A 26,042-nucleotide genomic window follows, 5' to 3' on the forward strand; every position below is an offset into this window, starting at 1 on the left:
TGAAGGGGTGGGCGCTTCTCCCTTTGAAACAGGAGCCGACCATGAAACACCAGACACTCGACCAACTGCATGCCGTCGCCGTCATCGAACCCTCGGCTGCATATTCGGCAATGACACGAAACCAGCGCATCGCGCGCTGGGCTGAACTTCTCGAGCGGAATCCCGAGCGACGCCTCGCGGCGTTTTCCGGCACCGAACATCTGCACCCGGAAGCACGCGCCACGGTGCGTGGCGAGGGGTCGGCAATTGCCGTTGCCTTCGAAGACACGGTGCTGCGCGCATCGGGCCTAAGGGATGACACCTATGGCGAGGCCAAGCGCTTCTTCGAGCTGAATGACTGGCAACTGCACGACATCGTCTGCGACTGTCACGTAGGCGCTACCATGAAAGCAGGGTGGGCCGCCGCCCGGGTCCGCGCAATGATCGGCGGAAACAGGTTTCTCGCGTGGTTGAAGCAAAGGATCATGCACTGAGCGAGAGTTGGGAATCGTCGCGTGCCCGCAACCGCGCGATTCCCGACCGCCCCATTTCCGGATCAGCGCCTGTCCTGGCGATACAGCCGGTCGGTTGCGCGGTCACGTTCCCTGCTTTCGGCGGGGCCGGGGCGGCGGCGTGTCAGCACGACATAGGCCATCAGCAGGATCAGCAACAGTGGCCCGCCGGCCACGACAATCAAACATGACACATCTCCTTTCCCGAACAAACGGGAAGGAGAAGAACTGTTCCGTTCACGCCGACATCGACCACGCGATCCGGGTTCCTTCCACCGGCTTCATGCAACCCATCAAATCCGTTCGTATGTTCCGACGAGTTCTGCTTGCTCGATCAGATGTTTTTGCGCTTCCTGCCAGATACGCTGGATGCCGGCGCTTGCCGGGATAGCAAGGTTTGGCGTGTCGAGCGCGGCCAGCTTGAAATGATAGTGATGGACGCCGTGTCCGACCGGCGGTTCAGGGCCGTCATAATAGGCATTGCCGAAATCGTTCGTCGCCTGCCTGAGGGCCTGCGGACCCGGCTTGCCGCTTGCCGCTTCGGGAAGTTCCTGGGTGTCGGGGGACATGTTGAACACCGCCCAATGGCCGAACGTTCCGCTCGGTGCATCCGGATCCTGGACGATGAGAACAAGGCTTCTCGTATCATTCGGGACCCCCGACCACTTCAGCGGCGGAGATACGTTTTTGCCATCCCGCGTATATCTTTCGGGGATTTTTGCGCCTTCGGCAAAGGCGGAACTGCTGAGCGTGAGTGGCATGAGTTGCTCCTTCGGAAGACAATTGCTACGCGGATATCGGCGCATGGGGCCGACCTCAACGACCTCCCCGATGCTTGTTGTGAGAGCTTTCCTGGTTCTCTCCGCGGATGATGTTCCGATCATCGGGGTCGGCAATATCCCTCAGCTTGGGCCTGAGGTTGTCCTGCCGCGAGGCTGCGCGCTCAGCGTCGCTCTTTCCCAGCTCCGTCTTCGCGTCGAAGTCCTTGCCGGCATTCTTCGTATTCTCGCGCTTTTCGATTACGCGAAGGCTTTGCTCGTGGGTTTTGTTTCCGGCCATCGATAGCCTCCTTTCTCGTGCGGTTCGGGCGCTACTTGTTCGTCCGTATTTTCTGCCTTGGATTGATTCCGCCGGCGGCCGTCGTGTCGTTCTCGACGTCGCCCTCGATAGTGTTTTCGCCTTCAAGGTAGAGCTCATCGCCTTCCTTGATCGTGCCCTTGGAGGTTCCGATGCCCGGATTGTTCACCAGGTCGGCATCGCTCGGCTTTTTCCACTTTGGATGTTTGCTTGTGCTCATGAGACAACTCCTTCGAGGGTTCCGGTTTCAAAACCCAAGGCCGGCCGAAATGTTCCGAGCCATTCGCTGTTCGCCGACGGCTAAAGTCCGAACGGATAGGTGTCGGGAACGCCAGCTCTTGCATGCTCCGGGCCAAGCGGAGTTACCGCGGTGGTTTTGTCGAACCACACGAAGGCGTCGAATTGCTGGGGTAGGGAAACGTCGGCATAATGGCTGCGCAATTCGGTTTCCGGCCGATAGATCACCCCGATGAAGCGTTCCAGCCTGCGTTCCAGGAGCCGCTCGCGCAGCGCCTCGTCGCGCTTCAGGTCGAGCAGAAAACGCGGAACGCCGCAGTCATGGCAAAGCCGCTCGTAGCTGTCGGCGTGTGAAGGCCGCACCTGCTTCACCCTCATCTCGCCGTCCCAGTCGGAGGCGGCGGCCACGGTGCCGGAATGCGTGCCCAGACCGATCAGGGCTGCCCTGTCGCCGAACCGTTGCCGGCAAAGCTGGCCGATATTCAGTTCGTCCCGGACGACGCCCATTTCGGTATAACGGGCATCTCCGATATGGGAATTGTGCGCCCAAACAACCGCCTTGGAATTCGGTCCGTTGGCGTCCAGCAGATGTTCCAGCGTTTCGAACATATGCGTGTCACGCAGGTTCCAGGATTGCGCGCCACCATAGTACATGATCCGGTAATAACGTTCGGCGGAGGCTATCAGCCGGGCGTTCTGAGCGGCATCGAGAAAGTCGCTGCCGTCCCGTCGGGCATAGTCCAGTTGCCTGGCGAGCAGGTCTCGACATTGTTCGAGAACCGCCTGCTCGCATTCCCGGTAGCCAGAGGTCAGCGCCGCACGGCCGTAGGTGGACGGTTCGTTTTGCCACGGGGTCAGGCAGCCATAGCGCTCGCGCGCGATCTTCGCTGCCTGCGGATCAACCCGGTCAAGATATTCGAGAACCGCGGCTATGGACCCGCTCATATTGTAGATGTCGAGACCGTAGAATCCTGCTTGCCTGGATGGCTCGAGCTTTTCGTTGTGGTCGCGCATCCAGCCGGTGAAGGCCGCAACGTCGGTGTTGCGCCACATCCAGGTCGGGAACCGCTGGAATGGCGCGCTGACACCGGCTCGTGGCTCGCGATGACGAACATAGCGGTCGATGGCCGCGGCATCGGGCCAATCGGCTTCGACCGCAACAATTGTGAAACCGTGCTTGTCGACGAGCCGGCGGGTGATCGCCGCGCGCGCCTTGTAGAACTCCGACGTGCCATGGCTTGCTTCGCCAAGCAGAACGACGCGCCGGTCGGCGAACCGATCGAACAATTCGCCGAAGGCGGGGTCGTCGAAATCCGGAAGCGGCTCGGCCGCCATTGCGATCATATCGGGCAGACTGGCGGGATGCGGATGCCGGAGCGGACGACCGACCTCGACGATTTCGCCACTCTCGGGCCAGCCTTGCTCGCCGATGAGAGGGACGAACCGCACGCCGCCGAAATCCTCCTCGCTGTAGGCTGCAGCGCCCGTTCGGGTGACCTTGAGCAGGCGTTGCGAATTCAGATCGTCACCGACCGGAATGACGAGCCTGCCGCCGACATCCAGTTGTTCCTGCAGGGCGAGCGGCGCGCCGGGTCCGCTGGCCGTCACCACGATGGCGTCGTAGGGCGCTGCCTCCGGCCAGCCCTTGGTGCCGTCGCCGGTCCTGACCGCGATGTTCTCGTAGCCAAGTCTCTCAAACCGACGCTTCGCGGTTTCGGCCAATCCGGGATGACGCTCGATCGTGTAGACCTGTTCGACGATCCGGCTCATCACGGCCGCCGCATAGCCGGAGCCGGTGCCAATCTCCAGTACGTGGTCACCAGCCTTGACGTCCGCCAGCTCGATCATGAGCGCGACGATGTAGGGTTGCGATATCGTCTGTCCATCAGCGATGGGCAGTGGTCCGTCCTCATAAGCGAATTCTTCGAAGCCGGGATCGACGAAAGCCTCGCGCGGAACTTCCCGCATGGCCTGCAGGATCTCGCGACTGCGGATGCCACGCCGGGCGAGATGAACATTGACCATCCGGTCGCGAGCACTGGGAAGATCGAGCATTTTCAGCTCCCTTGGCGGCCGCTTGTCCGCGATTGTTCAAGGATATCCTTCGTCTTTGGCCGGTGAGCCACGTCCTCTGCCTTCAGCGGCTCTCCCGGCTCATGCCTCTAACCGCTGGAGGGCCTCAAAGTTCCTTCCGTATTTGCAGGACAAGTCCACCTGACCCGCTGGAGACGCCGACTGGTTCTTGCTTGCCCAAGCGTCGCCTCGGCATTGCTTCGAGCGCCATCGCCAATTTGGGCTTGCTCAGGCGCGAAGTCGCTCCAGTTATCTCCAGCGAACCGATGCTGGAAAACCGATGCTGGAGACTGGGCGATGAACGACAAGGCTGCCGCGACGACGCAGGCGATCAGCCTCGAACGGATCGATCTCATGAACCGCTACTGGAGCGCCGCGAATTACATCTCGGTTGGCCAGATTTATCTGCTCGACAATCCGCTGCTGCGCCAACCCTTGAAAGCCGAACACGTCAAGCCTCGGCTGCTCGGCCATTGGGGTACGACGCCGGGCCTCAATTTCCTCTATTTGCATCTGAATCGAATTATCCGTGAGCGTGATCTCGATGTGCTGTTTATCTGCGGTCCAGGACATGGCGGTCCGGCAATGGTCGCCAATACATGGCTAGAGGGCACCTATGGGGAGATCTACCCCGATATCGGCCAAGGCGAAGACGGCCTGAGAAAACTGTTCCGCCAATTTTCCTTTCCAGGCGGGGTGCCAAGTCATGTGGCGCCCGAAACGCCCGGCTCCATTCATGAGGGCGGCGAACTCGGATATGCCCTGGTCCATGCTTTCGGCGCGGCGTTCGACAATCCGGATCTGGTGGTTGCCTGCGTGGTTGGCGACGGCGAGGCCGAAACCGGTCCGCTCGCGGCAGCTTGGCATTCCAACAAGTTCCTGAACCCAGCCTCGGACGGCGCGGTGCTGCCAATCCTTCATCTCAATGGCTACAAGATCGCCAACCCGACGATCCTCGGCCGCATGGATGACCAGGAGCTGCGCAACCTCTTCACCGGCTACGGCTACGAACCGTTCTTTGTCGAAGGCCATGAGCCGGTCGCCATGCACCAGGCGATGGCCAAGACGCTCGACAGTGTGCTCGATCGGATCCGTTCCATCCAGGAACAGGCGCGAGGTCCGGGATGGCGTGGCGAACGTCCGCAGTGGCCGATGATCGTCCTGCGCAGCCCCAAGGGCTGGACTGGGCCGAAGGAGGTCGATGGCGAAAAAGTCGAGGGTTTCTGGCGCTCGCACCAAGTGCCGGTATCGAATGCCCGCGGCAATGAAGAGCACCGCAAGATCCTCGAGACCTGGATGCGAAGCTACGAACCGGAAAAACTGTTCGATAAGGATGGACATCTGCTGCCCGAACTCGCGGCCCTTGCCCCAACTGGAACAAAGCGCATGGGCGCAACTCCGTATGCGAATGGCGGGTTGTTGAAGCGCGACCTGGCGCTGCCGGACTGGAAAAGCCTGGCGCTCGAAGTGCCTCGGCCCGGAGGCGTCATTGCCGAGGCGACACGGATTTGTGGTGGCTATCTTCGCGAGGTCTTTCGCCTTAACGCCAAAGCGCGGAATTTCCGGCTGATGGGACCGGACGAGACGTCTTCCAATCGCCTTGACGATGTGTTCGAGGTCACGGAACGGATCTGGATGGAACGCATCGAACCGTACGACGTCCATCTTTCCCGCGACGGCCGTGTCATGGAAGTGCTCAGCGAGCATCTTTGCCAGGGTTGGCTGGAAGGCTATCTGCTGACCGGCCGCCACGGTCTGTTCTCATGTTACGAGGCGTTCATTCACATCGTCGACTCTATGGTCAACCAGCACGCGAAATGGTTGAAGACCTCTGGCGAGCTCGCCTGGCGCAAGCCGATCGCTTCACTCAATTACCTGCTGACCTCTCATGTCTGGCGCCAGGATCACAATGGCTTCAGTCATCAGGACCCGGGCTTCGCCGACTTTGTCGCCAACAAGAAGGCCGACACGGTCAGGCTCTATTTCCCGCCGGATGCCAACACGCTGCTGTGGATCACCGACCATTGCCTGAGGACCTACAACCGCATCAACGTCATCACCGCCGGCAAGCAGCCGACGCCGCAGTGGCTGTCCATCGAAGACGCTGAAGCGCACTGCAAGGCCGGTGCGGGCATCTGGGAATGGGCCGGCACGGTTTCACAAGGCGAGGAGCCGGATGTGGTCCTCGCCTGTGCCGGCGATGTGCCGGCGCTGGAGACGCTGGCCGCGACGGACATTCTTCGCTCTGCAATCCCCGACCTGAAAATCCGCGTCGTCAACGTTGTCGACCTGATGACGTTGCAGTCGAATACCGAGCATCCGCACGGCCTCACCGACCAGGCTTTCGACGCGCTGTTCACGAAAACAAGGCCGGTGATTTTTGCCTACCACGGCTATCCCTATCTCATCCACCGCCTTACCTACCGTCGTGCCAATCATGACAACATGCATGTGCACGGCTTTCGCGAGGAGGGCACCACGACGACGCCATTCGACATGGTGGTGCTCAACGAACTCGATCGCTACCACCTCGCACTTGCCGCGATCGCACGCGTGCCGGGCTTGGCCGAAAGAGCGGAAAGCCTCGCCGGCGAACTGCGCGGCAGACTGGCCAAGCACAAGGCCTATGTCCGCGAGCACGGCGAAGACATGCCCGAGATCCAGAAATGGACTTGGCCGGCTCCGAACGGGGCAAAGGCTGGTCGATGAGGCAGTCGATCCTGGCGCTGAATGCCGGCTCGTCCAGCGTCAAGTTCGCGCTATACGATCTAGGCTCGTCGGATGGCCAGCAACTCGTCTCGCGCGGCACTCTGGATCTGGGCGACGCGCTCAGACTGATCGCGAAAGCGGCCGATGGAACAGTGCAGTGCGATAGGCAGTTCACAGCGGACGATCCGCATGGCGCGGGGATTGGCGAAATACTGAGTTTGGTGCAGGGCGAACTTGGTGGAAGAAAACTGATCTGTGTCGGCCACCGTATCGTGCATGGCGCAAACGAGTTCAGCAAACCTGTCCGTCTGACGCCCGCTAACATTGGGGCCTTGGACAGGCTGACCGCACTCGCGCCTTTGCATCAGCCTCGCAGTCTCGCGCCAGTTCGCGCGATAGCTGCATTGCAACCGGATCTGCCACAGGTCGGATGTTTCGATACCGCGTTCCACCAGACGATCGATCCGCTCGTGCGGCGCTTTGCCCTGCCGCAAAAATATGAACGGGAAGGACTGCGGCGCTACGGATTTCATGGCCTCTCCTACGAATATATTGCTGGGCGGCTGAGCGAGATATCGCCCGCGCTCGCGGCGAAACGGACAATCGTCGCTCATCTCGGCAATGGGGCAAGCCTTTGCGCTCTGCGCGAGGGCAAAAGCGTCGATACGACGATGGGCTTTTCGGCACTGGATGGTCTTGTCATGGGTACGCGTTGCGGCACCATCGATCCCGGCGTGCTGTTGTATTTCCTGCTGGAGAGGGGCATGGCAGCGGACGAGTTGCAGACAATGCTCTACGAGAAATCCGGACTGCTCGGCGTGTCCGGCATTTCGGGCGACATGCGCACGCTGGAGGCGAGCAGCAACCGTCGCGCCCGCGAGGCGATCGAGCTTTTCGCCTTCCGCGCCGCGCGGGAAGCATCCGCGCTCGCAAACACGATGGGTGGTCTCGAATGCCTCGTGTTCACCGCCGGTATCGGCGAAAGGTCATCATCCATCCGCAAGAAGATATCCGAAAAATTGACGTGGCTCGGCGTGGCGCTCGACGAGCCGGCCAATGACGCCCACGCCGAGATCGTCAGCCATCCGGACAGCAAGGTGGAAGTGCGTGTGATTGCGACTGACGAGGAAAGCGTCATCGCGCGCCATAGCCGCGCGGTAATGCAGGCCGGGTCCGCAACTTAAGGCGAGCAAGCTGGCTTCTGCTCACCTTGGGAACCAGCCTTGCCGTGCTTTCGCACGAGGTCCTTGGCAAGCAAGCCCGCCGTCGTGCGTCTGTCAGCAAAGGGAACCAGATAGGGCGTGCCGCGTCATAGAGGCAGAGTTCTGTCGCAGTCCAGGGAGTGACATCGATGATCAGGCTCCTTCTTGTCGCCGCCGCGGCGCTCGTCCTCGCATGCGGCGGGACGAAGGCGGCCAAGCTGGACCCAACCACTGTCAATCAGGCCCAATTCGCTGCCGGCGAGCCGAAGGGCATCGATCCGACAGTCCTGAAGGCGCAGATTCTCCTGGATCGCGCCCGTTTCTCGCCGGGCCTGATCGACGGCCGTCTGTCAGAGAATTTCGCCAAGGCGGTTAGCGCCTTTCAGACCGCGAACGGATTCCGGGCCGACGGCAAGCTCACTCAGGAGACCTGGGACAAGCTCGTGGCAAATTCCACCGGTCCGGTCCTGGTAAGCTATGAGGTAACGTCCAAGGATATACACGGACCTTTCACCAGGCGCATTCCGGCTCGCATGGAGAAGATGGCCCACTTGCGGCGGCTCGGCTATCACAACGCGGTGGAGAAGCTGGCGGAGCGCTTCCATATCAGCGAACAATTGCTCAGAGAGCTCAATCCGAGCATCGGCTTCAGGAAGGCCGGCACGATGTTGGTGGTACCCGATGTCGGCCGGGGCGATCGTCCTGACGCCGTTGCCGCCATCGAGGTCGACAAGGGCGCCCGTCTGGTGCGTGTGCTCGATGCATCCGGCAAATGGCTCGCAGTCTATCCCGCCTCGATCGGCAGCGACGAAAAGCCGGCGCCGAGCGGTACGGCGGAAGTCGAACGCGTGGTGCATAACCCCACCTATCATTACGATCCGGACTTCGCCTTCAAGGGAGTGAGGACCAAGCGGCCCTTCACCATCGCCGCGGGGCCCAACAATCCCGTGGGATCGGTCTGGATCGACCTCTCGGTCGAAAGCTACGGCATTCACGGCACGCCCGAACCCGGCAGGATCGGCACGACCTTCTCGCATGGCTGCATCCGGCTGACCAACTGGGATGCCGAAGACCTCGCTGCCATGGTGCGGAAGGGCACGAAAGTTAACTTCAAGGACGAGATGGCCGACGCTGGCGACACGCGGCCGCGGTAGCGTTCGCCAGCCGCGACACCGACATGGAAGCGCACGGTCCCCGATTGCGGGACCAGTATGGTGTCCGTTGGCGGTGCGGTCGCCCGGGATGAAATCGGCTCTATGAAGCGTTCATGGAATAGGCAACGCTCAAACCAGTCGCGTTAACACTGGTGCCATTGAGCAAGACCACTCGGGCATCCGCGCCATGCAGCGCGCGGAGCCCTGGGAGACGGAAATGCCCGCTAGCGCCTATATCAACCGGATTGCGACAGCGGTTCCTGAACATGAGGTTCATCGGTTCTATCTGCGGTTCGCGGCCTCCATGCTCGCCGCCAATCACCGCAGGGTATTCGAACGCATGGCCGGCCTCGCCGGCATCGAGAGCCGCTATTCCTGCTTTGCACCTGCTCTCGACCCGGAAGGGCCATCCGCCGACCTTGGCGGAACCTTCATTCGCGGCGCGTTTCCAGGAACGGCCGCGAGAATGGCGATGTTTGGCGAGGCCGCCCCTGTGCTGGCGCAAAAAGCCGTCGACGGGCTGCACCTTGGCGACGGGGCGTCGCGTATCACCCATCTCATCGTCACCACCTGCACCGGATTTTCCGCGCCCGGCATCGACTTGGATCTGGTTAAACGCTGCGGCCTGCCGGACGGCATCGAACGCACGATGATCGGGTTCATGGGCTGCTACGCGGCGATCAACGGCCTCAAGCTTGCCCGCCACATCGTCAGGTCGGATCCGCGGGCCAGGGTCCTGCTGGTCAATATCGAGCTCTGCACTTTGCATCTCAGGGAAAGCCCCGAACTGGAAAAGCTGCTGTCCTTCTGCCTCTGGGGGGATGGCTGCGCGGCAACTCTTGTCACCGCCGAGCCGCCCGGCATTGAACTCGACAGCTTTCATTGCATGGTCGCGGATGAGCGGCGCGACCTGATGAGATGGGATATTCGCGACCACGGCTTCGACATGGTTCTCTCCGGCCAGGTGCCGACGGCGATCCAAGACGTGTTGCGAAGCAACCAGGATGCCTTTCTCGGCGACCGGCCACCGGACGCGATCGACCTCTGGGCCGTGCACCCGGGCGGACGTTCGGTTCTCGATGCCGTCGAGAGGGCGCTGAAACTCGATCCCGCCGCGCTAACGCCATCGCGCGAGGTGCTGCGCCGATATGGTAACATGTCGTCGGCGACGGTGATGTTCGTGATGGAAGAAATGCTGAAGGCCCCATCCGGACTGCTCGGCTGCGGTATGTCGTTTGGACCCGGATTGACGGCCGAAACCATGCTTTTTCGAACCGTGTCATGAACGCGCTCAGTCACCGCAGCGTCGTCCCGGAAATCCTCGACGGACTTGCGGCCGAGGACCCACGGGCGCTGGCCTCGCGGCGCGACCTCCGTTGGATCAATGCGTTGATGTTTCAGGCGCCGATCATGGCGTCTTTGCTCAGGAAATTCCTGCCGAGACCGCCGCGCCGCATATTGGAGATCGGCGCCGGCGACGGCACCTTCGTGCTCAAGCTCGGAAGGCGATTGGCACGGCACTGGCCCGAGGTAGAGCTGACCTTGCTCGACCGCGTCGGCCTCGCCAGCACCGGAATCCTCGCCGAATTCACCAGACTGGGATGGAGCACCGAAGTCATCACCGCTGACGTCTTCGACTGGGCCGAAGGGACCCGGGGCGAGCGGTTCGACGCGATCACCGTCAATCTGTTCCTGCATCATTTCGACGATGTCGAACTCGTGCGTCTGTTTTCACTGCTGGCGTGGAAAGCCCCGCTGCTCCTGGCGACGGAGCCGCTGAGGGCAAGGTTCGCGCTGGCCGCGACCCGTCTTCTCCCGGCGATCGGCGCCAACGACGTCACGCGACATGACGCAGCTCAGAGCGTGCGCGCCGGCTTTCGTGGCAGAGAGCTTTCCGACCTCTGGCTTGCGGCCGGCGGCAGGCCACTCGAGGAGCGGCGTGCCGGTCCCTTTTCGCACGTCTTCGTCGGCGCCAGCGCCCATGCCGGCTGGGGATGACCATGAGGCGACCATCCACCCACGATGCGATTGTCATCGGGGCCGGCCCCGCGGGCACCTCGCTGGCGCTGCTGCTGGCCCGGCGCGGATGGGCCGTGGCGATCGTGGAAAAGAAAATGTTCCCGCGCCGCAAGGTGTGCGGCGAATTCATCTCGGCAAGCAATCTGGCGCTTCTCGACCGGTTGGAGATCGGCGCGGCCTGGCGCGCCAATGCTGGCCCTGAAATCCGCCGCGTCGGCTTCTTTTCCGGCGCGACTTGCATCGAGGCGCCGATGCCGGGTGTAAAATACGGGCCTCCTGTAAAAGACGCCTTCGGCCGGGCGCTGGGCCGGGACATGCTGGATTTTCTACTGCTGCGGGCGGCGCGATCGGCAGGCGCGGAAATCTTCCAGCCTTGCCGCGCTGTCGCCATTGATCAGGATGGCGACATGCAAGCGGTGCGAATTCAGGCAAAAGACGAGAATTCCGGGTACGAAACGACAATCTTGCGGGCTCCGGTGGTCGTCGCCGCGCATGGTTCCTGGGAACCGGGGCCGCTGCCAAGCCAGCTCGAAAAGGCCAGCCACCCGTCGGACCTGCTCGGCTTCAAGGCGCACTTCACCGGGTCGTCACTCGCGCCTGATCTGATGCCTCTGCTGATATTTCCTGGCGGCTATGGCGGCATGGTCCTGGCCGATCATGGCCGACTTTCGATCTCCTGCTGCCTAAGGCGTGACATGCTCGCGCGGCTGCGCAGGACCCGTGGCTCCGAACCTGATGACCCCCGGCAGGATGGCCATCCGTCGGCCGCCGACGCGGTCTTTCGCTATCTCATGACTTCCTGCCGGGGTGTGAGCGATGCTCTTGATGGGGCTAGCCTAGACGGTCCGTGGCTTGCAGCCGGCCCGATCCGGCCTGGCATCCGCGCCTGTTATGAAAACGATATCTTCCGTGTCGGCAATGCCGCCGGGGAGTCTCATCCAATCATCGCCGAAGGCATCTCGATGGCACTTCAGTCAAGCTGGCTGCTAGCCATGGAACTCGCTGATGCGCCAAGCGACCGGGCAGGGCGCGAAGGTGCCGGCAGACGCTACCAGGCCGCCTGGAGAGGACTGTTTTCGACGCGTGTCTACGCGGCCGCGGCCCTCGCCGGAATGGCCGCGCGTCCCGGAGGCGCGGCATTGATAGGCGCGGCTGTCCGGAGTTTTCCGCGAGCACTGACACTGGGCGCACATATGAGCGGCAAGACGAGGGCGATCCCCGGTCTTGGGTGATCCGCGCTGCGGCTCCGTTCACGGCATAGTCCGAGCAAGGTTATGGAACATTCCATCGGAACCAGCGTTTTACCAAGGTTTTGAGGTTATTTGCCTCGTCGCTGCGTGCTTTTTTAGATAGTTCACCGAAATCCGACGTGGACGCGACACGCGCCACATTTGTTGGAGGCATCACGATGACCCATAACCCGCGCAGCACAGCCAGCGTCGCCGGCCATCCAATTCATCCCATGCTGATTCCGTTCCCTATCGCTTTTTTTGTTGCTACCTTCGTTTGCGACCTGATCTTCTGGCGAACAGGCAATCCGGGATGGGTCACCGGGTCATTGTGGCTTCTCGGAGCGGGCCTGATAATGGCGGCCCTGGCCGCTCTTGCCGGCCTGACCGACATTCTGGGTGACGTTCAGATCCGCAATCTCACAACGGCATGGCTTCATGCAGGGGGAAATATACTCGTCGTCCTGATCGAACTTTACAACTGGTACTCCCGATACGAACATGGGGAGGCGGCTGTGGTCCCCACCGGCCTGATCCTGTCATTGATAGTGGTTCTCATCCTGCTGTTTACAGGCTGGAAGGGATGGGAAATGGTCTATCGGCATCGCGTGGGAGTCGCTGACGGCTCGGACGAATTGCGCTGAACCGGCGCGGCTTGCAACCGGGATATCGTTGCAAGTGCCAGCCGCATCTCGACGCCCATGGTGAGGATGCTCGGGTCAATGTCATACGGAAGTTCGCCGGGAACCCTCGCAAGGCTCAGCGAAGGTGCTTGGCGATTTCGCCGGAGACCGCTGGTTCTACCTCACCATTGATCGTGATCTCAAACAGATGCAAACCGCCGGCCGGATCGGTACCCGCGAGCGCTTCCGGCAAATCCGCAAAGATCTTCCAGGTGAAGTGCCGCCCTTTACCTCCCACGGCACGTGCGAGCCCCATGAAATCGGGCGCTTTGACCGTGTCAGCTTCAGCGTTGCCACAATCTCGGCCCGAACACTCTCCCGAAAGCGCCTGGAACCTCGATCTATCGATCGCGTTTCCGACGGGAGGTTCGAAAATGGTCCGGCGTCTATCCTGGAAATCGATGATCGATCATAATGCGCCGCTGGTGTTGCCGTCGGCGGGCGACGCGCTGACGGCCCGGTTGATCGAGCGCGCCGGATTCCCGGCCTATCAGATCGGCGGGTTCGCCATGGTCGCGGCCATGCACGCGGTTCCCGACATCGATCTCGAACAGTTTGGCGAAAAGCATGCCAGGGCACGTGAGATCGTCGAAGCTTCCGACCTGCCGGTGCTGATCGACGGCGACGATGGCTATGGCGACGTCAAGAATGTGACGCGCACCGTCAGGAGCTACGAGGCGATCGGTGCCTCGGCTCTGTTCATCGAGGACCAGAAGCCACCCAAACGCTGCGGCCACATGGCTGGCAAGGAGGTCGTTGCGCCGGAATTCATGGAGCAAAAGATTCGCGCCGCCGTCGCGGCACGCGCCGACCCGGTTTTCTTCCTGCTTGCCCGCACCGATGCGCGGCAGCCGCACGGGCTGCGCGATGCGATCGAGCGCGGCAAGCGCTATCTCGACGCCGGCGCCGATGGTGTCTACATCGAGGGGCCGACCAGCGTGGAGGAGCTGACCCAGGTCGGCGAGGCGTTCAGAAACGTTCCACTGGCCACGAGCATCCTGGAGCGCGGCGGCAAGACGCCCTGGCAATCGCCTGCCGAGTTGCATGAAATGGGCTACGACATGATCCTTTATCCGACGACGCTTTTGTTCCGCGCTGTCCATGCCCTGCAGCAGGCGCTCGACGATTTGCGGCAAGGCAAGCCGCTGGTGCCGGAAGCAAGCGTCGACCTCGCGGGCTTCGAGGACATCGTGCGCATGTCTGAATGGGCCGGCATCGAGAACCGTTTCATGGGTCAATCTCACGACGGCATGATAAAGAAAATCAAGCAGAAGCTGTCAGGACAGTGACCCCGCAGGCCCGGATCGAGCACTTCATTTCCCGACGGCCTGCCGTTCCCCAAAGCGGCGATATTTGTGACGATCACGAATGAATTCATTGAAGAAACGGCCTTTGGATGAGGCCTTTCTGAAAGCGGCGTAGGTTGCCGGGGCCACGTCCTCATAGTCATAGCGAATACCGCTCGGCACGAACCAGACGGAAAGGATCCTGGTCGCGGGGGCGTAGCTCGTGTCGCGGATCACAGTCGATGGCATGTCGGCACCCGATGTCACTCGGACAGAACCCGCTCGGGATTATCCGGTTCCACGGCGCGACGACCTGCCACGCGTTGATCGATATTCGAGGAAGCGCGATGCGGAATTCGGCAATCCACGCGACAGGTAGTAAGCCCCCGATACCTGATTTTCTGTTGTCTCTGCGCAAGAAGGTCGCGATCTTGGCTAGCCGGCCAGCCGAAGCTTTCGCGCAGGTGTTGATCAACGAGTACCAGCCTGGCGCTGGCATCGGCTGGCACCGCGACAAGCCTCATTTCGAAGACGTGGCGGGCGTTTCGCTGCTGGCGCCTTGCAGTTTCCGCCTCCGGCGAAAGAATGGAACCAGGTGGGATCGACAGACCATCCTCGTCGAGCCACGGTCGGCCTATCTCATGACCGGTCCCTCGCGCACGGAATGGGAGCACAGCATCCCGCCGCTTGCCGAGCACCGATATTCGATTACCTTGCGGACATTGCGCTCCCAAAATTCCTGACGCATCGCGCACTGGCCTTTCAGAATCCTGGGGCTCCGCGACCCGGCTCTCACGAGTCCTTGAACGCAAGCTGTTCCTCTTCAACGCGCTGGTGCACAGCCGCGACGTGACTTCCGCAATCCACCAGGCGCTCACCGGATTGCGGGTATCGGGCCTGGCCGCACGATTCAAAACCACCTTTCCAACCATACCGGATGCCCTAGCTGTCTCCTCGAGAGGAGACCGGATATGGCGATCTATGGTCTGAGAGTGATCAGCTTCATCTTCGTTGCATTGGCTTTCATCCCGGCCGGCGCGCATCTTTTCGCGATGTTCAACAAGATGAAGCTTGACGGGACGAGCTATCTGGCCGCGCAACGCGCCTATGATGGCTGGAGCCTGTTTGGCATCGTGGTGCTGGGGGCGTTACTCTCGACGGCTGCCCTGGCAGTTTTGCTTTACCGATCAGGCGGATCGTTTGGTTTGATCGTGGTCGCCTTTCTCAGCATCGGTGCCACGCAGTTTGCCTTCTGGACGCTGACTTATCCGATCAATCGGGCTACGCGGAATTGGACCATTCTGCCTGAAAACTGGGAGTTGCTCCGACGCCAATGGGAATATTCGCATGCCATCGCCGCGGGTCTCAATGCCTTGGCGCTGCTGCTGGTTTTCATATCGGCGCTTCGCACCGCGGAGCGCTGAGCAGCATTCGAATGTGCTATCTTGGTGCAAATTCCGCCAGCGCCCTGACGAATGCCTCCGGTGCCTCGATAGGCAGAAACTCGCCGCAATTGGCGATCACATGGCCTTGCAGGTTCTTCGCACCCGATAGCCTCAAACCTTCGAGATAGTCGTCGATCGATCCGAAGTCCGCGTCACCGCGGATGTAGAGAAGTGGAACCTCGATGCTTGCCGGAACGGCGTTGGCCTTGGCATCCGCTTCAAATGCGCGATACCAGTCGAAGCCGGCCTCGAGTGCCTCTGGCCTCGAATAGGCCGCGGTGAATATCTGCCGCATTTCATTCGTCACGGCGCCATGACGGCCAGCGAGCAGATCGAAGAAGAAGTCGAAATACGCACGCTGGTGGCCAGTCACCAATAATTCCGGCAGCTCCGGCACCGCATGGAACGCAAAATGCCAGATGGCCGGGTTTGCGATTACATCAGCCCATGGATGAAGGCCGGGGATGACCGTATTCATCGGCACCGCGCCAACGATGCGGTCGCCGTGGTAGCGCGCGGCGGCGAAAGCGATCATGCCGCCGACGTCAACGCCGGCAACCACCATGGACCTGGCGCCAATCGCCTCGGCGGCTGAAATCACGATATCTGCCAGGACTTTCTTCTCTGCCGATGGCGGGGCACCTCGCGATCCGCCAATCTCCGGAAGATCGAAAGCCAAAGTAAAATATCGCTTGCCGAGCTCATCGATCACTCCATCGTAGATTTCTCTGGAGTGGGGCCAGCCGTGGAGAAGGATCAGGGTTGGTCGATCCGGATCGCCGGCCACGGACACCGCCAACCGCAGGCCGCTTACTTCTGGGGTCTGGACGAGCACTGTATCCGTATCCATTCACAAGAACTCCGGGGAAACGACGGTCGGTCGAATAGATTGCCGACTGGGTCAGCCGGTGTTGCTCGACGTCGTCGCCCGTTCCCATCATGCGTCGGGCTCAAAATCCCGCCGGCTCCGAGCCGGCGGGACCGTGACGAAGTGGGAGGGGAGCCACTTCTCGCCGCCCAGTGCGAAGCGGCTGCTCAAGAACCGATATGGTTGCTTTCTGGTTCCGCAATGGATGGCAAAAAGCCTAGAATTCTTGTGCCAGGTCGACGGGAAAGACGTGGCTGTGCTGCCGGCTAACGGTCTGCCTGCCGTGTCCGTCCTCGGAACTAGGCTTTACCCTCGGCGTTAAATGCCGAGCAATCCCGCAACAAGTTGCATAAACGCTCCGCCGCATGGCAGTCGCGGCGATTGCGGTTGGCTGGGGATAACGCAGGAGATTTCACATGCCACTTACAGCTTTCGCCCTCAATTGCTCGCTCAAGGCTTCGAACGACAGGGAAAGATCCTCCACGGACCGGTTGCTTGCCGATGTTCTGGCGGCGCTGGTGCCATACGGTGTCAAAGGCGAGATCGTGCGTTCGGTCGATCACGATATCAAGCCAGGTGTGCTTTCCGATATGGGCAAGGGCGACGATTGGCCGAAACTCAGGAAGAAAATACTGGTGGCCGACATCTTCGTGCTCGGACTGCCAATCTGGCTTGGCCAGCCCTCGAGCCTGGCCAAGCGCGTTCTGGAGCGAATGGATGCGTTTCTAGAGGAGACCGACGACAAAGGGCGCATGCCGGCGGCAGGAAAGGTGGCTTTGGTGGCCATCGTCGGCAACGAGGATGGGGCGCATCACTGCCACGCCGAATGTTTTCAAGCCCTGAACGATGTTGGCTTCACCATTCCCGCCAATAGCGGAATCTATTGGGTTGGCGAAGCCATGGGGGATGTCAATTATGTCGACTTGCCGGGAACACCGGAAAAGGTCTCTGGCACGATCGAAATGGCTGCTTCCAACGCCGCTCATCTCGCTGGATTGTTGAAAAGCCAAGGCTATCCAGGTGTCACGGAGTGACCTTGTTCAAGACATGTTGAAACTGCCAAGAACCAACATGTCAGAACCAGTGGAACTCGCCCGGGAACAGGAAGGCTTGTGGCGAGTTCATAGTCTCAGCAGGCGGGCGCCGCTGCGTTTCGCAACGGAGGGAAGCCGCGGACAGGAGAACGTCATGAGTCTCGGGACCATTCTCATCATCATTCTGATTATTGCATTGCTTGGTGGCCTTAGTGGACTTGGCGGCGGGCCATTCTACGGCACCGGCTATTATGGTGGCGGCGGTCTTGGTCTGGTGCTGCTTATTGTCATCATCCTGGTCGTTCTCGGGCGCATCTAGCGTCGCCTGACGCGAATGTTCGGCTCGTCGCTTCCGAGCGAGCGGCGGGCTTTGTAATGCCTGACATAAAACAACAGCGAAGGAGAGAGCGCTGAACGCCAATGCTTCCGGTGGGGTGAGGGCGCCAAAATCGCGTCTTCTCACCGTCCTCGGGCCGGGCTTGATAACCGGAGCCTCCGACGATGATCCGAGCGGCATTGCCACCTATTCGCAGGCCGGCGCGCAACTTGGCTACGGACTAGCGTGGACGATGCTGTTCAGTTACCCACTGATGTCGGTCGTTCAGGAAATCAGCGCGCGCATTGGCCGGACCACCGGCCGGGGCATCGCCGGCAACATGCGGGTCCATTATCCAAACTGGCTGCTGCAGGCGATTGTTTTTCTCCTTCTCATCGCCAACACCATCAACATCGGCGCCGACCTTGGTGCCATGGCCGATGCGTTGCGGCTTATCGTTGGCGGCCCGCAACTGCTTTACGTCGCGCTTTTTGCGAGCATATCGGTGGTTCTTCAGATATTCTTGAAATACAGCCGCTACGTCTCGATCCTGAAATGGCTGACCGTTTCGCTGTTTGCCTATTTCGGTACGATCCTGTTCGTGCACGTGCAATGGGCGGAAGTCGCGCGCGGACTGTTCATCCCGACATTGTCGCCAGACCCGCAATTCTGGACCACGGTCGTGGCCATTTTCGGCACGACCATCAGCCCTTATCTGTTTTTCTGGCAAGCTTCGCAGGAGGTTGAAGAAGAAAAAGCCGGTCGACGCAAGCCTCTGAAAAAGGCACCGCGGCGGTCAACCCACGCCATCAAGCGCATCCGGCTGGACACTTATGTTGGAATGGCATTCTCGAATCTGGTGGCGCTTGCCATCATGATAACCGCGGGCGCCACACTGCATGCCGGGGGCGTCACCGACATAACGTCCTCGAGCCAGGCCGCGGAAGCGCTGAAACCCGTCGCCGGCCAGTTCGCCTTCACAATCTTTGCCCTCGGCATCATCGGTACCGGGCTCCTGGCAATTCCGGTCCTTGCCGGGTCGGCCGGCTATGCGCTCGGCGAGGCGCGCAAATGGCCGATCGGGCTGGAGCGCGAACCGCTGAAGGCGAAAGCGTTCTACGCAACGATCGCGCTGGCGACGTTCCTTGGTGCGTGTCTCGATTTTACGCCTGTCAATCCGATCAAAGCCCTCTACTGGAGCGCGGTGGTCAACGGCGTGGTCGCGGTCCCGGTAATGATGGTGATGATGCTGATGACAGCGCGACGCGACGTGATGGGAAATGCCGTTGTACCGATGGCTGTGCGCCTGGTGGGCTGGGCAGCGACAGGCATCATGACGCTGGCGGCGGCGGTCATGATTTTCCGATTGTTCTATTAACAGGCGTTCATGTGCTGCAGGGCAACCGCGATGTGGCGGTCGTCGATGCTCGAGGTGCCGAGCCTCCGGTCGCTGTCGAAGTAAGGACGGGGTTCCGAAACGTCTCGGGTCGCCAAGCTTGCCCGCGATCAAACCAGGAACCATTCGCGGCACCACTCGTTCAGAATCCATTGGCGAGTCGTGAGGATTGCAATGGTTGTGCCGCGTGCTGCCTGGAAAGGCTTCCTGAAGGTCGGATCGGTGTCATGCGGGGTCAAGATCATCGGTGCCGTCACCGAGGCCGAAAGAATTCACTTCAAGATCCTGAACCGCAAGGACGGATTGCCGGTCAGGAGCGCTTATGTCGACGAAGGAACCGGCGAAACGGTCGAAGCCGAAGACCAGCTGAAAGGCTATGAGACCGGAAAAGGCGACTTCGTTCGGATCGAGCCGGCTGAAATCAAGAAGCTCAAGCTGGTGTCGCAGCACACGCTCGAGGTTGGCGGCTTCGTACCGATTGATGACATCGATGCCCGGTATCTCGAAAAACCCTACTACCTTGTTCCTGCCGATGCCGCGTCCGCGGAAGCATATGCTGTGATCCGCGATGCAATGGCACACAAGAAGGTGGCCGCCCGCTCCTGCGTGGTGCTGTACCAGCGCGGCAGGGAAGTGCTGATCCAGGCAGAAGGCAAAGGCATGCTTCTGACCGAGCTGCGCAATCACAACGAGATGATCTCGGCTCGGTCGGTATTCAAAGGCCTGAAGGACCGTAAAGTCGATCCGGAGATGCTGGAGATCGCCCAGCTACTGATCGACAAGAAACCCGCCAAATTCGACCCGTCGAAATTCGAAGACACCTATGAAAACGCGCTCATCGCGATGATCGAGGCAAAGCGCAAGGGCAAGAAGCCGCCGAAGCCGGCGCCAGAACCCAAGACCAACGTCGTCAATCTTGCCGACATTTTGCGCAAGAGCCTGGCGCAGGAGGGTGGCAAGCCCACCACCAAGGCGAAGTCGACCGCGGCGAAGCGCAAGAGCGCATAGGACTGCGGTATGGCAAAGGACCTCTCCGCCATTCGCAAGGCGCTGAAGGGCAACGTCGATGCCGACCCTTCAGGCAAGGAAACTGGCGAAGGAGGCGAAAATCTCCCTCAATCGAAAACCCGCGCCTCGGTGAGAACGCCGGGCCGACCTTGCCGATCCGCCGTGGCCATCAAGCGATATACGCTGTTAAGAGCGGCTATGGCTTAGCTTCTGAACCTGCCGGGCCGACTGCTTTCACCCATCACGCTGCTGAGTCATTCATGGTGAGGGCGTCTTTGGTGCCCGGAGGCGATAGAAGATTCTCGCCACTGCGTACTCATTGCAGTGGGCGGTCCACCCCGACATGGGCGGGGCGGATCGCGGTGGCCGGAACTGTTAGGTCAGAATCAGCACGATCTTGAACGTATCCGGATCGACGATGACGATCCGACCGTCGGCAAGCAGGAAATATTCATAAGTTTCGTAAGCCGGGACAATCTTGACGATGCGCGCCGGCAAACGATGCAGCCTGATTTTGTGCCGCGGAACTTCCACGCCTATGGAGATGTCGAAATCGACACTGGCTACCGGCTCGACCTTTGTCTCCCTGATCACTTGGGTGATCTGGGTTTTCTGTTCAACCGTGACATTGTTGATCGAGCCGGTCGAAGTCGTATCCTGTGCAGGAGTTTTGCCCTGGGCCTGCTCGTCGGTCTGGACCTTGGCTTTGCCCTGCGCCTGCTGATCCGTGGTGGCGCCAGCCTTGCCCTGGGCCTGCTCGTCGGTCTGGATCTTGGCTTTGCCCTGCGCCTGCTGGTCCGTGGTGGCGCCAGCCTTGCCCTGGGCCTGCTCGTCAGTCTGGACCTTGGTCTTCCCCTGCGCCTGCTCGCCCATCTTCGAGCCGGGCTGGCAGTTAGCCTTCGCGGATGTACAGTTGGTATCCGCTCCTGATGGGCTTTCGGCTGGCTGTTGTGTCTGAGCCATCGCCATCCCGCAGCCGAGACCGATCGCCAGCATGCTGGTCATGAGAACATGTTTCATAGGAAATCTCCTGGGAAAAGTTCGTCCCTTCGTTCGGTAAACTTGAACCAAAAAGCTTTGTTCCGAGATGGCGATGCGTGACTGCCAAGACCACAAAAGCCGAGCGCTCTTCGAACCAACAAGGAATTCCATTCAGTGCGCCGGTTCGCTGACCAGGCTGAATTTTTTGACTTCGCAGTGCTGGTCCAAGAAAGAAAGCAAATCTGTCGGCGGGCCGCTACGGTCCGGTCGCGTCCAGCCAATTTCAAATGAGAATACAGGGTCGTGGTGATCCGGGCGTCGCTCCATTCCGACCAACCGTGCCCGGTAACCGAGCGGCCTGACGATTTCGCCGAGATCGCCGGTCTTTCCCGCCTTCCAGGCGATATCCAGTTCGGCGTGATGGTCGCGGGGAATGCGCACGTCGACCCATTTCAGCACGAGAAGTGTCAACAAGGTAAGCGCCGTCCCAGCCACCCCCAAACCATACTGACCACCGCCGAACGCCAGCCCGATCGCGGTCATCACCCATAATGTGGCAGCCGTTGTGACTCCGCTGACAAGGTTGCCGCGGCGAAGAATGGCGCCGCCGCCGATAAAGCCGACGCCGGTCAGCACGCCAAGCGGAAAGCGCAACACGTCCATGGAGGCAAAGGAATCGGGATTTTTGCCGCCGACTCCCAGCAGCAGATTTGCCTGTGCCATTGTGAGAGCGGCGGCCAGTCCGACCAGAATGGTTGTCCTCAGCCCTGCCGAGTGGCCGCGCGCTTCACGATCCAATCCTATCAGCGCACCGGCAAGCAAAGTCAAAACCAACCGTGCCGCGATATCTTGCCAATCCGGATTAAGGGGCATCGCAATGACCTGGACTCGAACTCCCGTGCGCACTCAATCCGTAGTCGCACGTTAGGTTCCCGACGACGCCATCTTGGCTGTAAGCCGCGCGATCGATTGGCAGACGAGATAACGACGTCGTAGCGTCAGGCTGGGGGACCGGATTTAGCGGCGCGGATGGCGAATCGGAATCTGCACCACATTCTCCGATCCAGGGAGATCGAACGCCATGGCCAACCGGCGAACAGAGGCCATTTCCACGATCAGTTCTTCGATCGAAAGGTCCGGCAGACCTGTCTTCACCTTCTGCCTCACCCTGGCTGCAAGCTCATGAACCCGGACGGGGACGAAAAGCGGACTGTCGTCCAGCAGTTTGCTGATTTCGATCACCACATCGGCGTCGATGTCTTTCGGCAATTCCCGCATGGGCGTCACCTTGGTCTCGAAATGCCCGTCAGGTCTTTCGATCCGGGCGATCAGGGCACTGCCCACCAGGCGATGGTGGAGCCTAGGCGTGCAGAGCGCGGATCAACAGTCGGATACATTGATCCGCCAGCGCTGGCATGTCACGAAAAAACGTCGGTACGGCAATAACCAAGCGGTTGGGCACGCAATCCATATGCGGCTTGTTTGAATCCGCGGCGCCCGCAGTGGCTCTCTCCGAGGAACAAAAAATATCGTCCGGAATTGAGACTGATGGATCGGAGGATCGGTGTCATGGACAGCAGGGAAGAGCGCATCAAACGGCGTGCCTATGAAATCTGGGAACGGGAGGGCCGTCCGACTGGACGCGAGCAGGAGCACTGGGATCAAGCCGTGCAGGAGATCGAGGGAGAAGGTCCCGAGACCGAACGCGGCCCTGTCGTGCCCGACCCGACAGTCAGCGCCGGCTCAAAAAGCTCGAAGGATTGAAGGCTGGCCCGAGCATCCAGCAAGGCAACCAAATTCGCGGAGCCTCGTTTGTCGAATATCAGTCAGAGGAGGTTTCGATGAAGAAATCCTTGTCGCTTCTGGTGTTGGCTGCTGCTCTTGCGCTCGGCGCCTGTGATAACAGCGTCGAACCGACGAAAGCCAACACCGACACCATCAACAAGAACCCGCAGGTTGACCAGGATGCCAGACCCAAGTCGACGACTGGCGGCGACCAGCCGGTTACAGCGCCGGAGAGCAAATGAACCCTATTTCATCTTGCGATACGCCACTGCTGCGCATCGCCTATCTCGGTGGCGGGCCAGAAAACGGTGCGCCCGTTGTCCTGCTGCACGGGTGGCCGGACGACGCGACCACTTACGCGCGCATTTCGCCGGTCCTTCATGAGGCCGGCTTTCGGACGTTTTCGCCGTGGCTGCGAGGTTTTGGACGGACATCGTTCCTGTCGAAGGAAACCATGCGATCCGGCGAAATTGCTGCAATGGCGCGCGATGTGCTCGACTTTGCCGACGCGCTTGGCCTCAGCCGCTTTGCGGTCGTCGGGCACGACTGGGGAGCTCGGATCTCCTACCTCCTGGCCTCGATTTTTCCCGATCGCATCAGGTGCTGTGCCGCGCTGTCGCTTGGCTGGCAACCCGGCAAGCCGGCAACGCCAGCGCCCGAACAGGCGAAAGCATTTTGGTATCAATGGTTCATGGCAACAGCGCGGGGCGCCGAGTTCGTGCGAAAGAATCGCAAGGAATTCGCCAGATTCCAATGGGACAGCTGGAGCCCGTTGGGCTGGTTCGACGATGCCATTTTCGATGAAGTGGCTGCATCCTTCGAAAATCCGGATTGGCCTGACGTGACATTGCATTCCTATCGGGTTCGCTGGGGTGAGGCGGAGCCCGATCCCCGCTACGCGGATCTGGCCGGCCGGCAAACATCGGTCAAGATCATCACGGTGCCGACCTTGACGCTTCATGGTGGCGACGACCGTGTTGTGCTGACCGCATCGTCGGAAGGGCTGGAGGAGCATTTCACCGCGCCCTACAAACGAGTGGTCCTGGATGCGGTTGGGCACTTCCCAACACGTGAGGCCCCACAAGAGGTTTCGCGACTGTTGGCGAGCTTTCTCGACAGTTACGGCAGGCGATAAAGCGCTTGGCTCGGCAGTCAGTCGGCTTCATCGGACAAGCTGGAACCTGATGCATCGCCGCGCATTTCGTCTCCATGGATGGCGAACCGGAACGCCGTCGCGATCAATCGGTAGCCACGGAGAATTCGGATGCAAACTTCAGTCGCAACTTCAGAACACCACCGCCCACTAACCATAGAACCGTTTGCCGGCACGGTAACGGTGCGATTCTCCGACGCCATAGTCGCGGCCACGGAGCGCGCGAAGGTACTCAGGGAAGAGGGACATGAGCCGGTGTTCTATATTCCGTTCGAGGACATCTATTTCGAGCTTTTCGAAAAGACAAACACGACAAGCAGTTCACCGCTGAAGGGAACCGCTAGCTATTGGCGTGTCCATGCAGTTGGTGGCGCGGCCGATGACTTCATGTGGGCATACGAGACGCCGGATACGGCAGCGCGGGCCATTGCACGTCATGGTGCTTTCGATCCAGAAAAGGCGCGCATCGATATCGACCCGGTGGAGGACAAACGGCACACGCCACATGTCAGGGAATAGTATCGTTGGACCTCTGGCAGGCATTTGCTAGCGCCCGGAGAATTCCTCATCGAGAATGCGCAAGGCTTCTTCGTATTTGGCTGTCGAGGCTCCAATTTGCCGTGACTGCCAGATGTTGTCTTCGAGGTCAGCGCGTTTTACCGGCAGCGCCAGCGGATTCGATGCGGCCCGCCGCACGAACGTGAAATAGTCCTCGCCGTCTCTGCGCGACATGGCATCGACCGCGGAAGCAATCGACGGTCCAAACCCGGTCGCTTCAAGCTTGGCTCGTGACCAGCCTTCGCCTTTTTCCAGGACATCATGCAGATAGGCGACGACCTTCTGATCCATCGTCTCGACAGCGTCGACGACACGACGGCAATGCTCGATATAGGGCCGCCCGGTCTTGTCGCGCTGCGCTGCGTGAACCTCTTCCGCAATCTTGGCCGCTCGATAGAAAATGCTCATCGTCGCTGTCCCGGCCGCTTGTCGAATGCCCAGGCGCGGCCATCGGAATCTCCTGTGATTTCATCTCCAAGTCGCCGAGGCTATTGTTCCTTGCCGCAAGGATTTCGTTGAAGCGCCGTCCGCCTCACCAGTGGGCTCTTCCAGCGGATGGCATCGGATCCATGAGGCGGAAACGTCGATGGCTGATGTCGGTTCCTGAAGCGACAAGGAACGAGTGCCGGCACGGGACGTTCTGATCGATGCCTTCGATGGCAAGGAAAAGCTCGTGAAAAAATCCGACCGCGTACGGACTTCCTGATGTCGATGCCGGGTTTGGCATACGGGCCTCTGGGCGACCGCTGCATGCATGTCTGTGTTGACATGCAGCGGCTGTTTGCCGAGCCGTCACAGTGGGCCACTCCATGGATCACTCGCGTGCTCCCTCGCATCGAGAGCCTGGTCGAAAGGAAGGCGCAACAGACAGTCTTCACGCGCTTCCTGCCTGCCCAGAAGCCGGGGCAGGGTGTAGGCACATGGAAGCGCTACTATGAGCACTGGACCACGATGACTATCGAAAGTATCGGCGACGAAATGGTCGACCTGTTGCCGGCATTGGCCGCTTACTGCCCGCCGGCGGCAGTCATCGACAAACACATCTACTCGCCCTGGTTTGAGGGCCGGCTCAGGGCTTTTCTGGCAGAGCGCGATATCGATACGCTGGTCATCACTGGCGGCGAAACCGATGTATGCGTTCTGGCCACGGTGCTCGGAGCAATCGATTTCGGTTATCGCGTGGTTCTCGTCACGGACGCGCTGTGCAGTTCTTCCGACGCGACGCATGATGCGCTGCTGACCGTTTATCACCAGCGATTTGCCCAGCAGGTCGAGACCGTCGAGATGGAGGTGGTACTGTCGCACTGGATTTGATGTCGCCGGGCTTCAGCCAGGCAG

33 protein-coding genes are annotated in these 26,042 nt (G+C 60.5%); 21 read left to right on the top strand and 12 right to left on the bottom strand.

Translation table 11 applies throughout. From position 1 onward, the window contains the following. The first annotated feature begins 41 nt into the window (after positions 1 to 41). Complete coding sequence (locus NKH19_RS11115; protein WP_352864652.1) at positions 42 to 473, top strand: hypothetical protein; 432 nt, start codon at positions 42 to 44, stop codon at positions 471 to 473. A 62-nt stretch (positions 474 to 535) separates the two neighbouring features. On the opposite strand, the gene NKH19_RS11120 is transcribed toward NKH19_RS11115, so the two are convergent. The 5 genes from NKH19_RS11120 to NKH19_RS11140 form a co-directional block, all read right to left on the bottom strand. Beyond that, a complete protein-coding gene (locus NKH19_RS11120; protein ID WP_352864555.1) occupies positions 536 to 685 on the bottom strand; it encodes a hypothetical protein in 150 nt (49 codons plus the stop codon). Positions 686 to 784: 99 nt separating this feature from the next. After that, on the bottom strand, positions 785 to 1,252 hold the full coding sequence (locus NKH19_RS11125; RefSeq protein ID WP_352864557.1) for a YbhB/YbcL family Raf kinase inhibitor-like protein: 468 nt from the start codon (positions 1,250 to 1,252) through the stop codon (positions 785 to 787). Between the two features lie 55 nt (positions 1,253 to 1,307). Further along, complete coding sequence (locus NKH19_RS11130; RefSeq protein ID WP_352864558.1) at positions 1,308 to 1,550, bottom strand: hypothetical protein; 243 nt, start codon at positions 1,548 to 1,550, stop codon at positions 1,308 to 1,310. A gap of 31 nt (positions 1,551 to 1,581) precedes the next feature. Further along, positions 1,582 to 1,788, bottom strand: a complete 207-nt coding sequence (locus NKH19_RS11135; protein WP_352864559.1) for a hypothetical protein — start codon at positions 1,786 to 1,788, stop codon at positions 1,582 to 1,584. An 80-nt stretch (positions 1,789 to 1,868) separates the two neighbouring features. After that, positions 1,869 to 3,860 (bottom strand): protein-L-isoaspartate(D-aspartate) O-methyltransferase, encoded by a 1,992-nt coding sequence (locus tag NKH19_RS11140; RefSeq protein WP_352864561.1) that lies wholly within the window; start codon positions 3,858 to 3,860, stop codon positions 1,869 to 1,871. Positions 3,861 to 4,175: 315 nt separating this feature from the next. Between NKH19_RS11140 and NKH19_RS11145 the strand changes: the two genes are divergently transcribed. The 7 genes from NKH19_RS11145 to NKH19_RS11175 all read left to right on the top strand — a co-directional run bounded on the left by NKH19_RS11145 (position 4,176) and on the right by NKH19_RS11175 (position 12,835). Further along, the gene (locus NKH19_RS11145; protein ID WP_352864563.1) at positions 4,176 to 6,587 is read left to right on the top strand and encodes a phosphoketolase family protein; all 2,412 of its coding nucleotides are present in this window, start codon (positions 4,176 to 4,178) and stop codon (positions 6,585 to 6,587) included. Continuing rightward, entirely contained in the window at positions 6,584 to 7,771 is a 1,188-nt protein-coding gene (locus NKH19_RS11150) for an acetate/propionate family kinase (protein WP_352864564.1), read from the top strand. The genes NKH19_RS11145 and NKH19_RS11150 overlap by 4 nt, the downstream gene beginning before the upstream one ends. A gap of 167 nt (positions 7,772 to 7,938) precedes the next feature. Further along, on the top strand, positions 7,939 to 8,943 hold the full coding sequence (locus tag NKH19_RS11155) for a L,D-transpeptidase family protein (protein WP_352864565.1): 1,005 nt from the start codon (positions 7,939 to 7,941) through the stop codon (positions 8,941 to 8,943). A 217-nt stretch (positions 8,944 to 9,160) separates the two neighbouring features. Continuing rightward, complete coding sequence (locus NKH19_RS11160) at positions 9,161 to 10,228, top strand: type III polyketide synthase (RefSeq protein WP_352864568.1); 1,068 nt, start codon at positions 9,161 to 9,163, stop codon at positions 10,226 to 10,228. Beyond that, a complete protein-coding gene (locus NKH19_RS11165) occupies positions 10,225 to 10,941 on the top strand; it encodes a methyltransferase domain-containing protein (RefSeq protein ID WP_352864570.1) in 717 nt (238 codons plus the stop codon). Before NKH19_RS11160 ends, NKH19_RS11165 begins: the two co-directional genes overlap by 4 nt. 2 nt (positions 10,942 to 10,943) lie before the next feature. After that, positions 10,944 to 12,194 carry an NAD(P)/FAD-dependent oxidoreductase gene (locus tag NKH19_RS11170; RefSeq protein ID WP_352864571.1) on the top strand — a complete coding sequence of 417 codons (1,251 nt, stop codon included), beginning with the start codon at positions 10,944 to 10,946 and terminating at the stop codon, positions 12,192 to 12,194. A gap of 176 nt (positions 12,195 to 12,370) precedes the next feature. After that, positions 12,371 to 12,835: a DUF2231 domain-containing protein gene (locus NKH19_RS11175; protein ID WP_352864573.1), complete on the top strand. Its 465-nt coding sequence runs from the start codon at positions 12,371 to 12,373 to the stop codon at positions 12,833 to 12,835. A 115-nt stretch (positions 12,836 to 12,950) separates the two neighbouring features. Here the strand turns inward: NKH19_RS11175 and NKH19_RS11180 are convergent, their stop codons facing one another. After that, the gene (locus NKH19_RS11180) at positions 12,951 to 13,130 is read right to left on the bottom strand and encodes a hypothetical protein (protein ID WP_352864575.1); all 180 of its coding nucleotides are present in this window, start codon (positions 13,128 to 13,130) and stop codon (positions 12,951 to 12,953) included. 118 nt (positions 13,131 to 13,248) lie between these two features. On the opposite strand from NKH19_RS11180, the gene NKH19_RS11185 reads away from it, so the two are divergent. Continuing rightward, positions 13,249 to 14,163 (top strand): isocitrate lyase/PEP mutase family protein, encoded by a 915-nt coding sequence (locus NKH19_RS11185; protein ID WP_352864577.1) that lies wholly within the window; start codon positions 13,249 to 13,251, stop codon positions 14,161 to 14,163. Positions 14,164 to 14,187: 24 nt separating this feature from the next. Here NKH19_RS11185 and NKH19_RS11190 read toward each other — a convergent pair whose 3' ends face one another. Next, entirely contained in the window at positions 14,188 to 14,397 is a 210-nt protein-coding gene (locus tag NKH19_RS11190; RefSeq protein ID WP_502910901.1) for a KTSC domain-containing protein, read from the bottom strand. A 23-nt stretch (positions 14,398 to 14,420) separates the two neighbouring features. Between NKH19_RS11190 and NKH19_RS11195 the strand changes: the two genes are divergently transcribed. Beyond that, positions 14,421 to 14,903, top strand: a complete 483-nt coding sequence (locus NKH19_RS11195) for an alpha-ketoglutarate-dependent dioxygenase AlkB (protein ID WP_352864578.1) — start codon at positions 14,421 to 14,423, stop codon at positions 14,901 to 14,903. Between the two features lie 228 nt (positions 14,904 to 15,131). Further along, positions 15,132 to 15,584 (top strand): hypothetical protein, encoded by a 453-nt coding sequence (locus NKH19_RS11200; RefSeq protein WP_352864580.1) that lies wholly within the window; start codon positions 15,132 to 15,134, stop codon positions 15,582 to 15,584. 16 nt (positions 15,585 to 15,600) lie between these two features. On the opposite strand, the gene NKH19_RS11205 is transcribed toward NKH19_RS11200, so the two are convergent. Then, positions 15,601 to 16,455, bottom strand: a complete 855-nt coding sequence (locus NKH19_RS11205) for an alpha/beta fold hydrolase (protein ID WP_352864582.1) — start codon at positions 16,453 to 16,455, stop codon at positions 15,601 to 15,603. 434 nt (positions 16,456 to 16,889) lie between these two features. Between NKH19_RS11205 and NKH19_RS11210 the strand changes: the two genes are divergently transcribed. From NKH19_RS11210 to NKH19_RS11230, 5 genes are all read left to right on the top strand, one after another. Then, positions 16,890 to 17,507 carry a flavodoxin family protein gene (locus tag NKH19_RS11210; protein WP_352864584.1) on the top strand — a complete coding sequence of 206 codons (618 nt, stop codon included), beginning with the start codon at positions 16,890 to 16,892 and terminating at the stop codon, positions 17,505 to 17,507. 154 nt (positions 17,508 to 17,661) lie between these two features. Continuing rightward, complete coding sequence (locus NKH19_RS11215; RefSeq protein WP_352864586.1) at positions 17,662 to 17,826, top strand: DUF3309 family protein; 165 nt, start codon at positions 17,662 to 17,664, stop codon at positions 17,824 to 17,826. Positions 17,827 to 17,986: 160 nt separating this feature from the next. After that, positions 17,987 to 19,201 (top strand): NRAMP family divalent metal transporter, encoded by a 1,215-nt coding sequence (locus tag NKH19_RS11220; protein WP_502910903.1) that lies wholly within the window; start codon positions 17,987 to 17,989, stop codon positions 19,199 to 19,201. Positions 19,202 to 19,393: 192 nt separating this feature from the next. Beyond that, a complete protein-coding gene (ku, locus tag NKH19_RS11225; RefSeq protein WP_352864588.1) occupies positions 19,394 to 20,227 on the top strand; it encodes a non-homologous end joining protein Ku in 834 nt (277 codons plus the stop codon). A 9-nt stretch (positions 20,228 to 20,236) separates the two neighbouring features. Next, positions 20,237 to 20,434 carry a hypothetical protein gene (locus tag NKH19_RS11230; RefSeq protein ID WP_352864591.1) on the top strand — a complete coding sequence of 66 codons (198 nt, stop codon included), beginning with the start codon at positions 20,237 to 20,239 and terminating at the stop codon, positions 20,432 to 20,434. Positions 20,435 to 20,602: 168 nt separating this feature from the next. Here the strand turns inward: NKH19_RS11230 and NKH19_RS11235 are convergent, their stop codons facing one another. The 3 genes from NKH19_RS11235 to NKH19_RS11245 form a co-directional block, all read right to left on the bottom strand. Beyond that, the gene (locus NKH19_RS11235; RefSeq protein ID WP_352864658.1) at positions 20,603 to 21,247 is read right to left on the bottom strand and encodes a DUF1236 domain-containing protein; all 645 of its coding nucleotides are present in this window, start codon (positions 21,245 to 21,247) and stop codon (positions 20,603 to 20,605) included. 132 nt (positions 21,248 to 21,379) lie between these two features. Beyond that, positions 21,380 to 22,081: an MgtC/SapB family protein gene (locus tag NKH19_RS11240; RefSeq protein ID WP_352982115.1), complete on the bottom strand. Its 702-nt coding sequence runs from the start codon at positions 22,079 to 22,081 to the stop codon at positions 21,380 to 21,382. Between the two features lie 144 nt (positions 22,082 to 22,225). After that, positions 22,226 to 22,552: a hypothetical protein gene (locus NKH19_RS11245; RefSeq protein ID WP_352864596.1), complete on the bottom strand. Its 327-nt coding sequence runs from the start codon at positions 22,550 to 22,552 to the stop codon at positions 22,226 to 22,228. Between the two features lie 225 nt (positions 22,553 to 22,777). Here NKH19_RS11245 and NKH19_RS11250 point away from each other — a divergent pair, with 225 nt between their 5' ends. The 4 genes from NKH19_RS11250 (at position 22,778) to NKH19_RS11265 (ending at position 24,665) form a co-directional block, all read left to right on the top strand. Then, positions 22,778 to 22,972, top strand: a complete 195-nt coding sequence (locus NKH19_RS11250) for a DUF2934 domain-containing protein (RefSeq protein ID WP_352864599.1) — start codon at positions 22,778 to 22,780, stop codon at positions 22,970 to 22,972. A gap of 77 nt (positions 22,973 to 23,049) precedes the next feature. Beyond that, positions 23,050 to 23,235 (top strand): hypothetical protein, encoded by a 186-nt coding sequence (locus NKH19_RS11255; RefSeq protein WP_352864601.1) that lies wholly within the window; start codon positions 23,050 to 23,052, stop codon positions 23,233 to 23,235. Then, positions 23,232 to 24,128: an alpha/beta fold hydrolase gene (locus NKH19_RS11260; protein ID WP_352864604.1), complete on the top strand. Its 897-nt coding sequence runs from the start codon at positions 23,232 to 23,234 to the stop codon at positions 24,126 to 24,128. Before NKH19_RS11255 ends, NKH19_RS11260 begins: the two co-directional genes overlap by 4 nt. A gap of 129 nt (positions 24,129 to 24,257) precedes the next feature. Continuing rightward, positions 24,258 to 24,665, top strand: coding sequence for a DUF427 domain-containing protein (locus tag NKH19_RS11265; protein ID WP_352864606.1), 408 nt, complete (start codon positions 24,258 to 24,260; stop codon positions 24,663 to 24,665). Positions 24,666 to 24,692: 27 nt separating this feature from the next. Here NKH19_RS11265 and NKH19_RS11270 read toward each other — a convergent pair whose 3' ends face one another. After that, positions 24,693 to 25,112, bottom strand: coding sequence for an HD domain-containing protein (locus NKH19_RS11270; protein WP_352864608.1), 420 nt, complete (start codon positions 25,110 to 25,112; stop codon positions 24,693 to 24,695). 297 nt (positions 25,113 to 25,409) lie between these two features. Between NKH19_RS11270 and NKH19_RS11275 the strand changes: the two genes are divergently transcribed. After that, positions 25,410 to 26,018: a cysteine hydrolase family protein gene (locus tag NKH19_RS11275; RefSeq protein ID WP_352864610.1), complete on the top strand. Its 609-nt coding sequence runs from the start codon at positions 25,410 to 25,412 to the stop codon at positions 26,016 to 26,018. The last annotated feature ends 24 nt before the right edge of the window (positions 26,019 to 26,042 follow it).

Source organism: Mesorhizobium sp. M1338 (assembly GCF_040318045.1).
GTDB lineage: Bacteria > Pseudomonadota > Alphaproteobacteria > Rhizobiales > Rhizobiaceae > Mesorhizobium.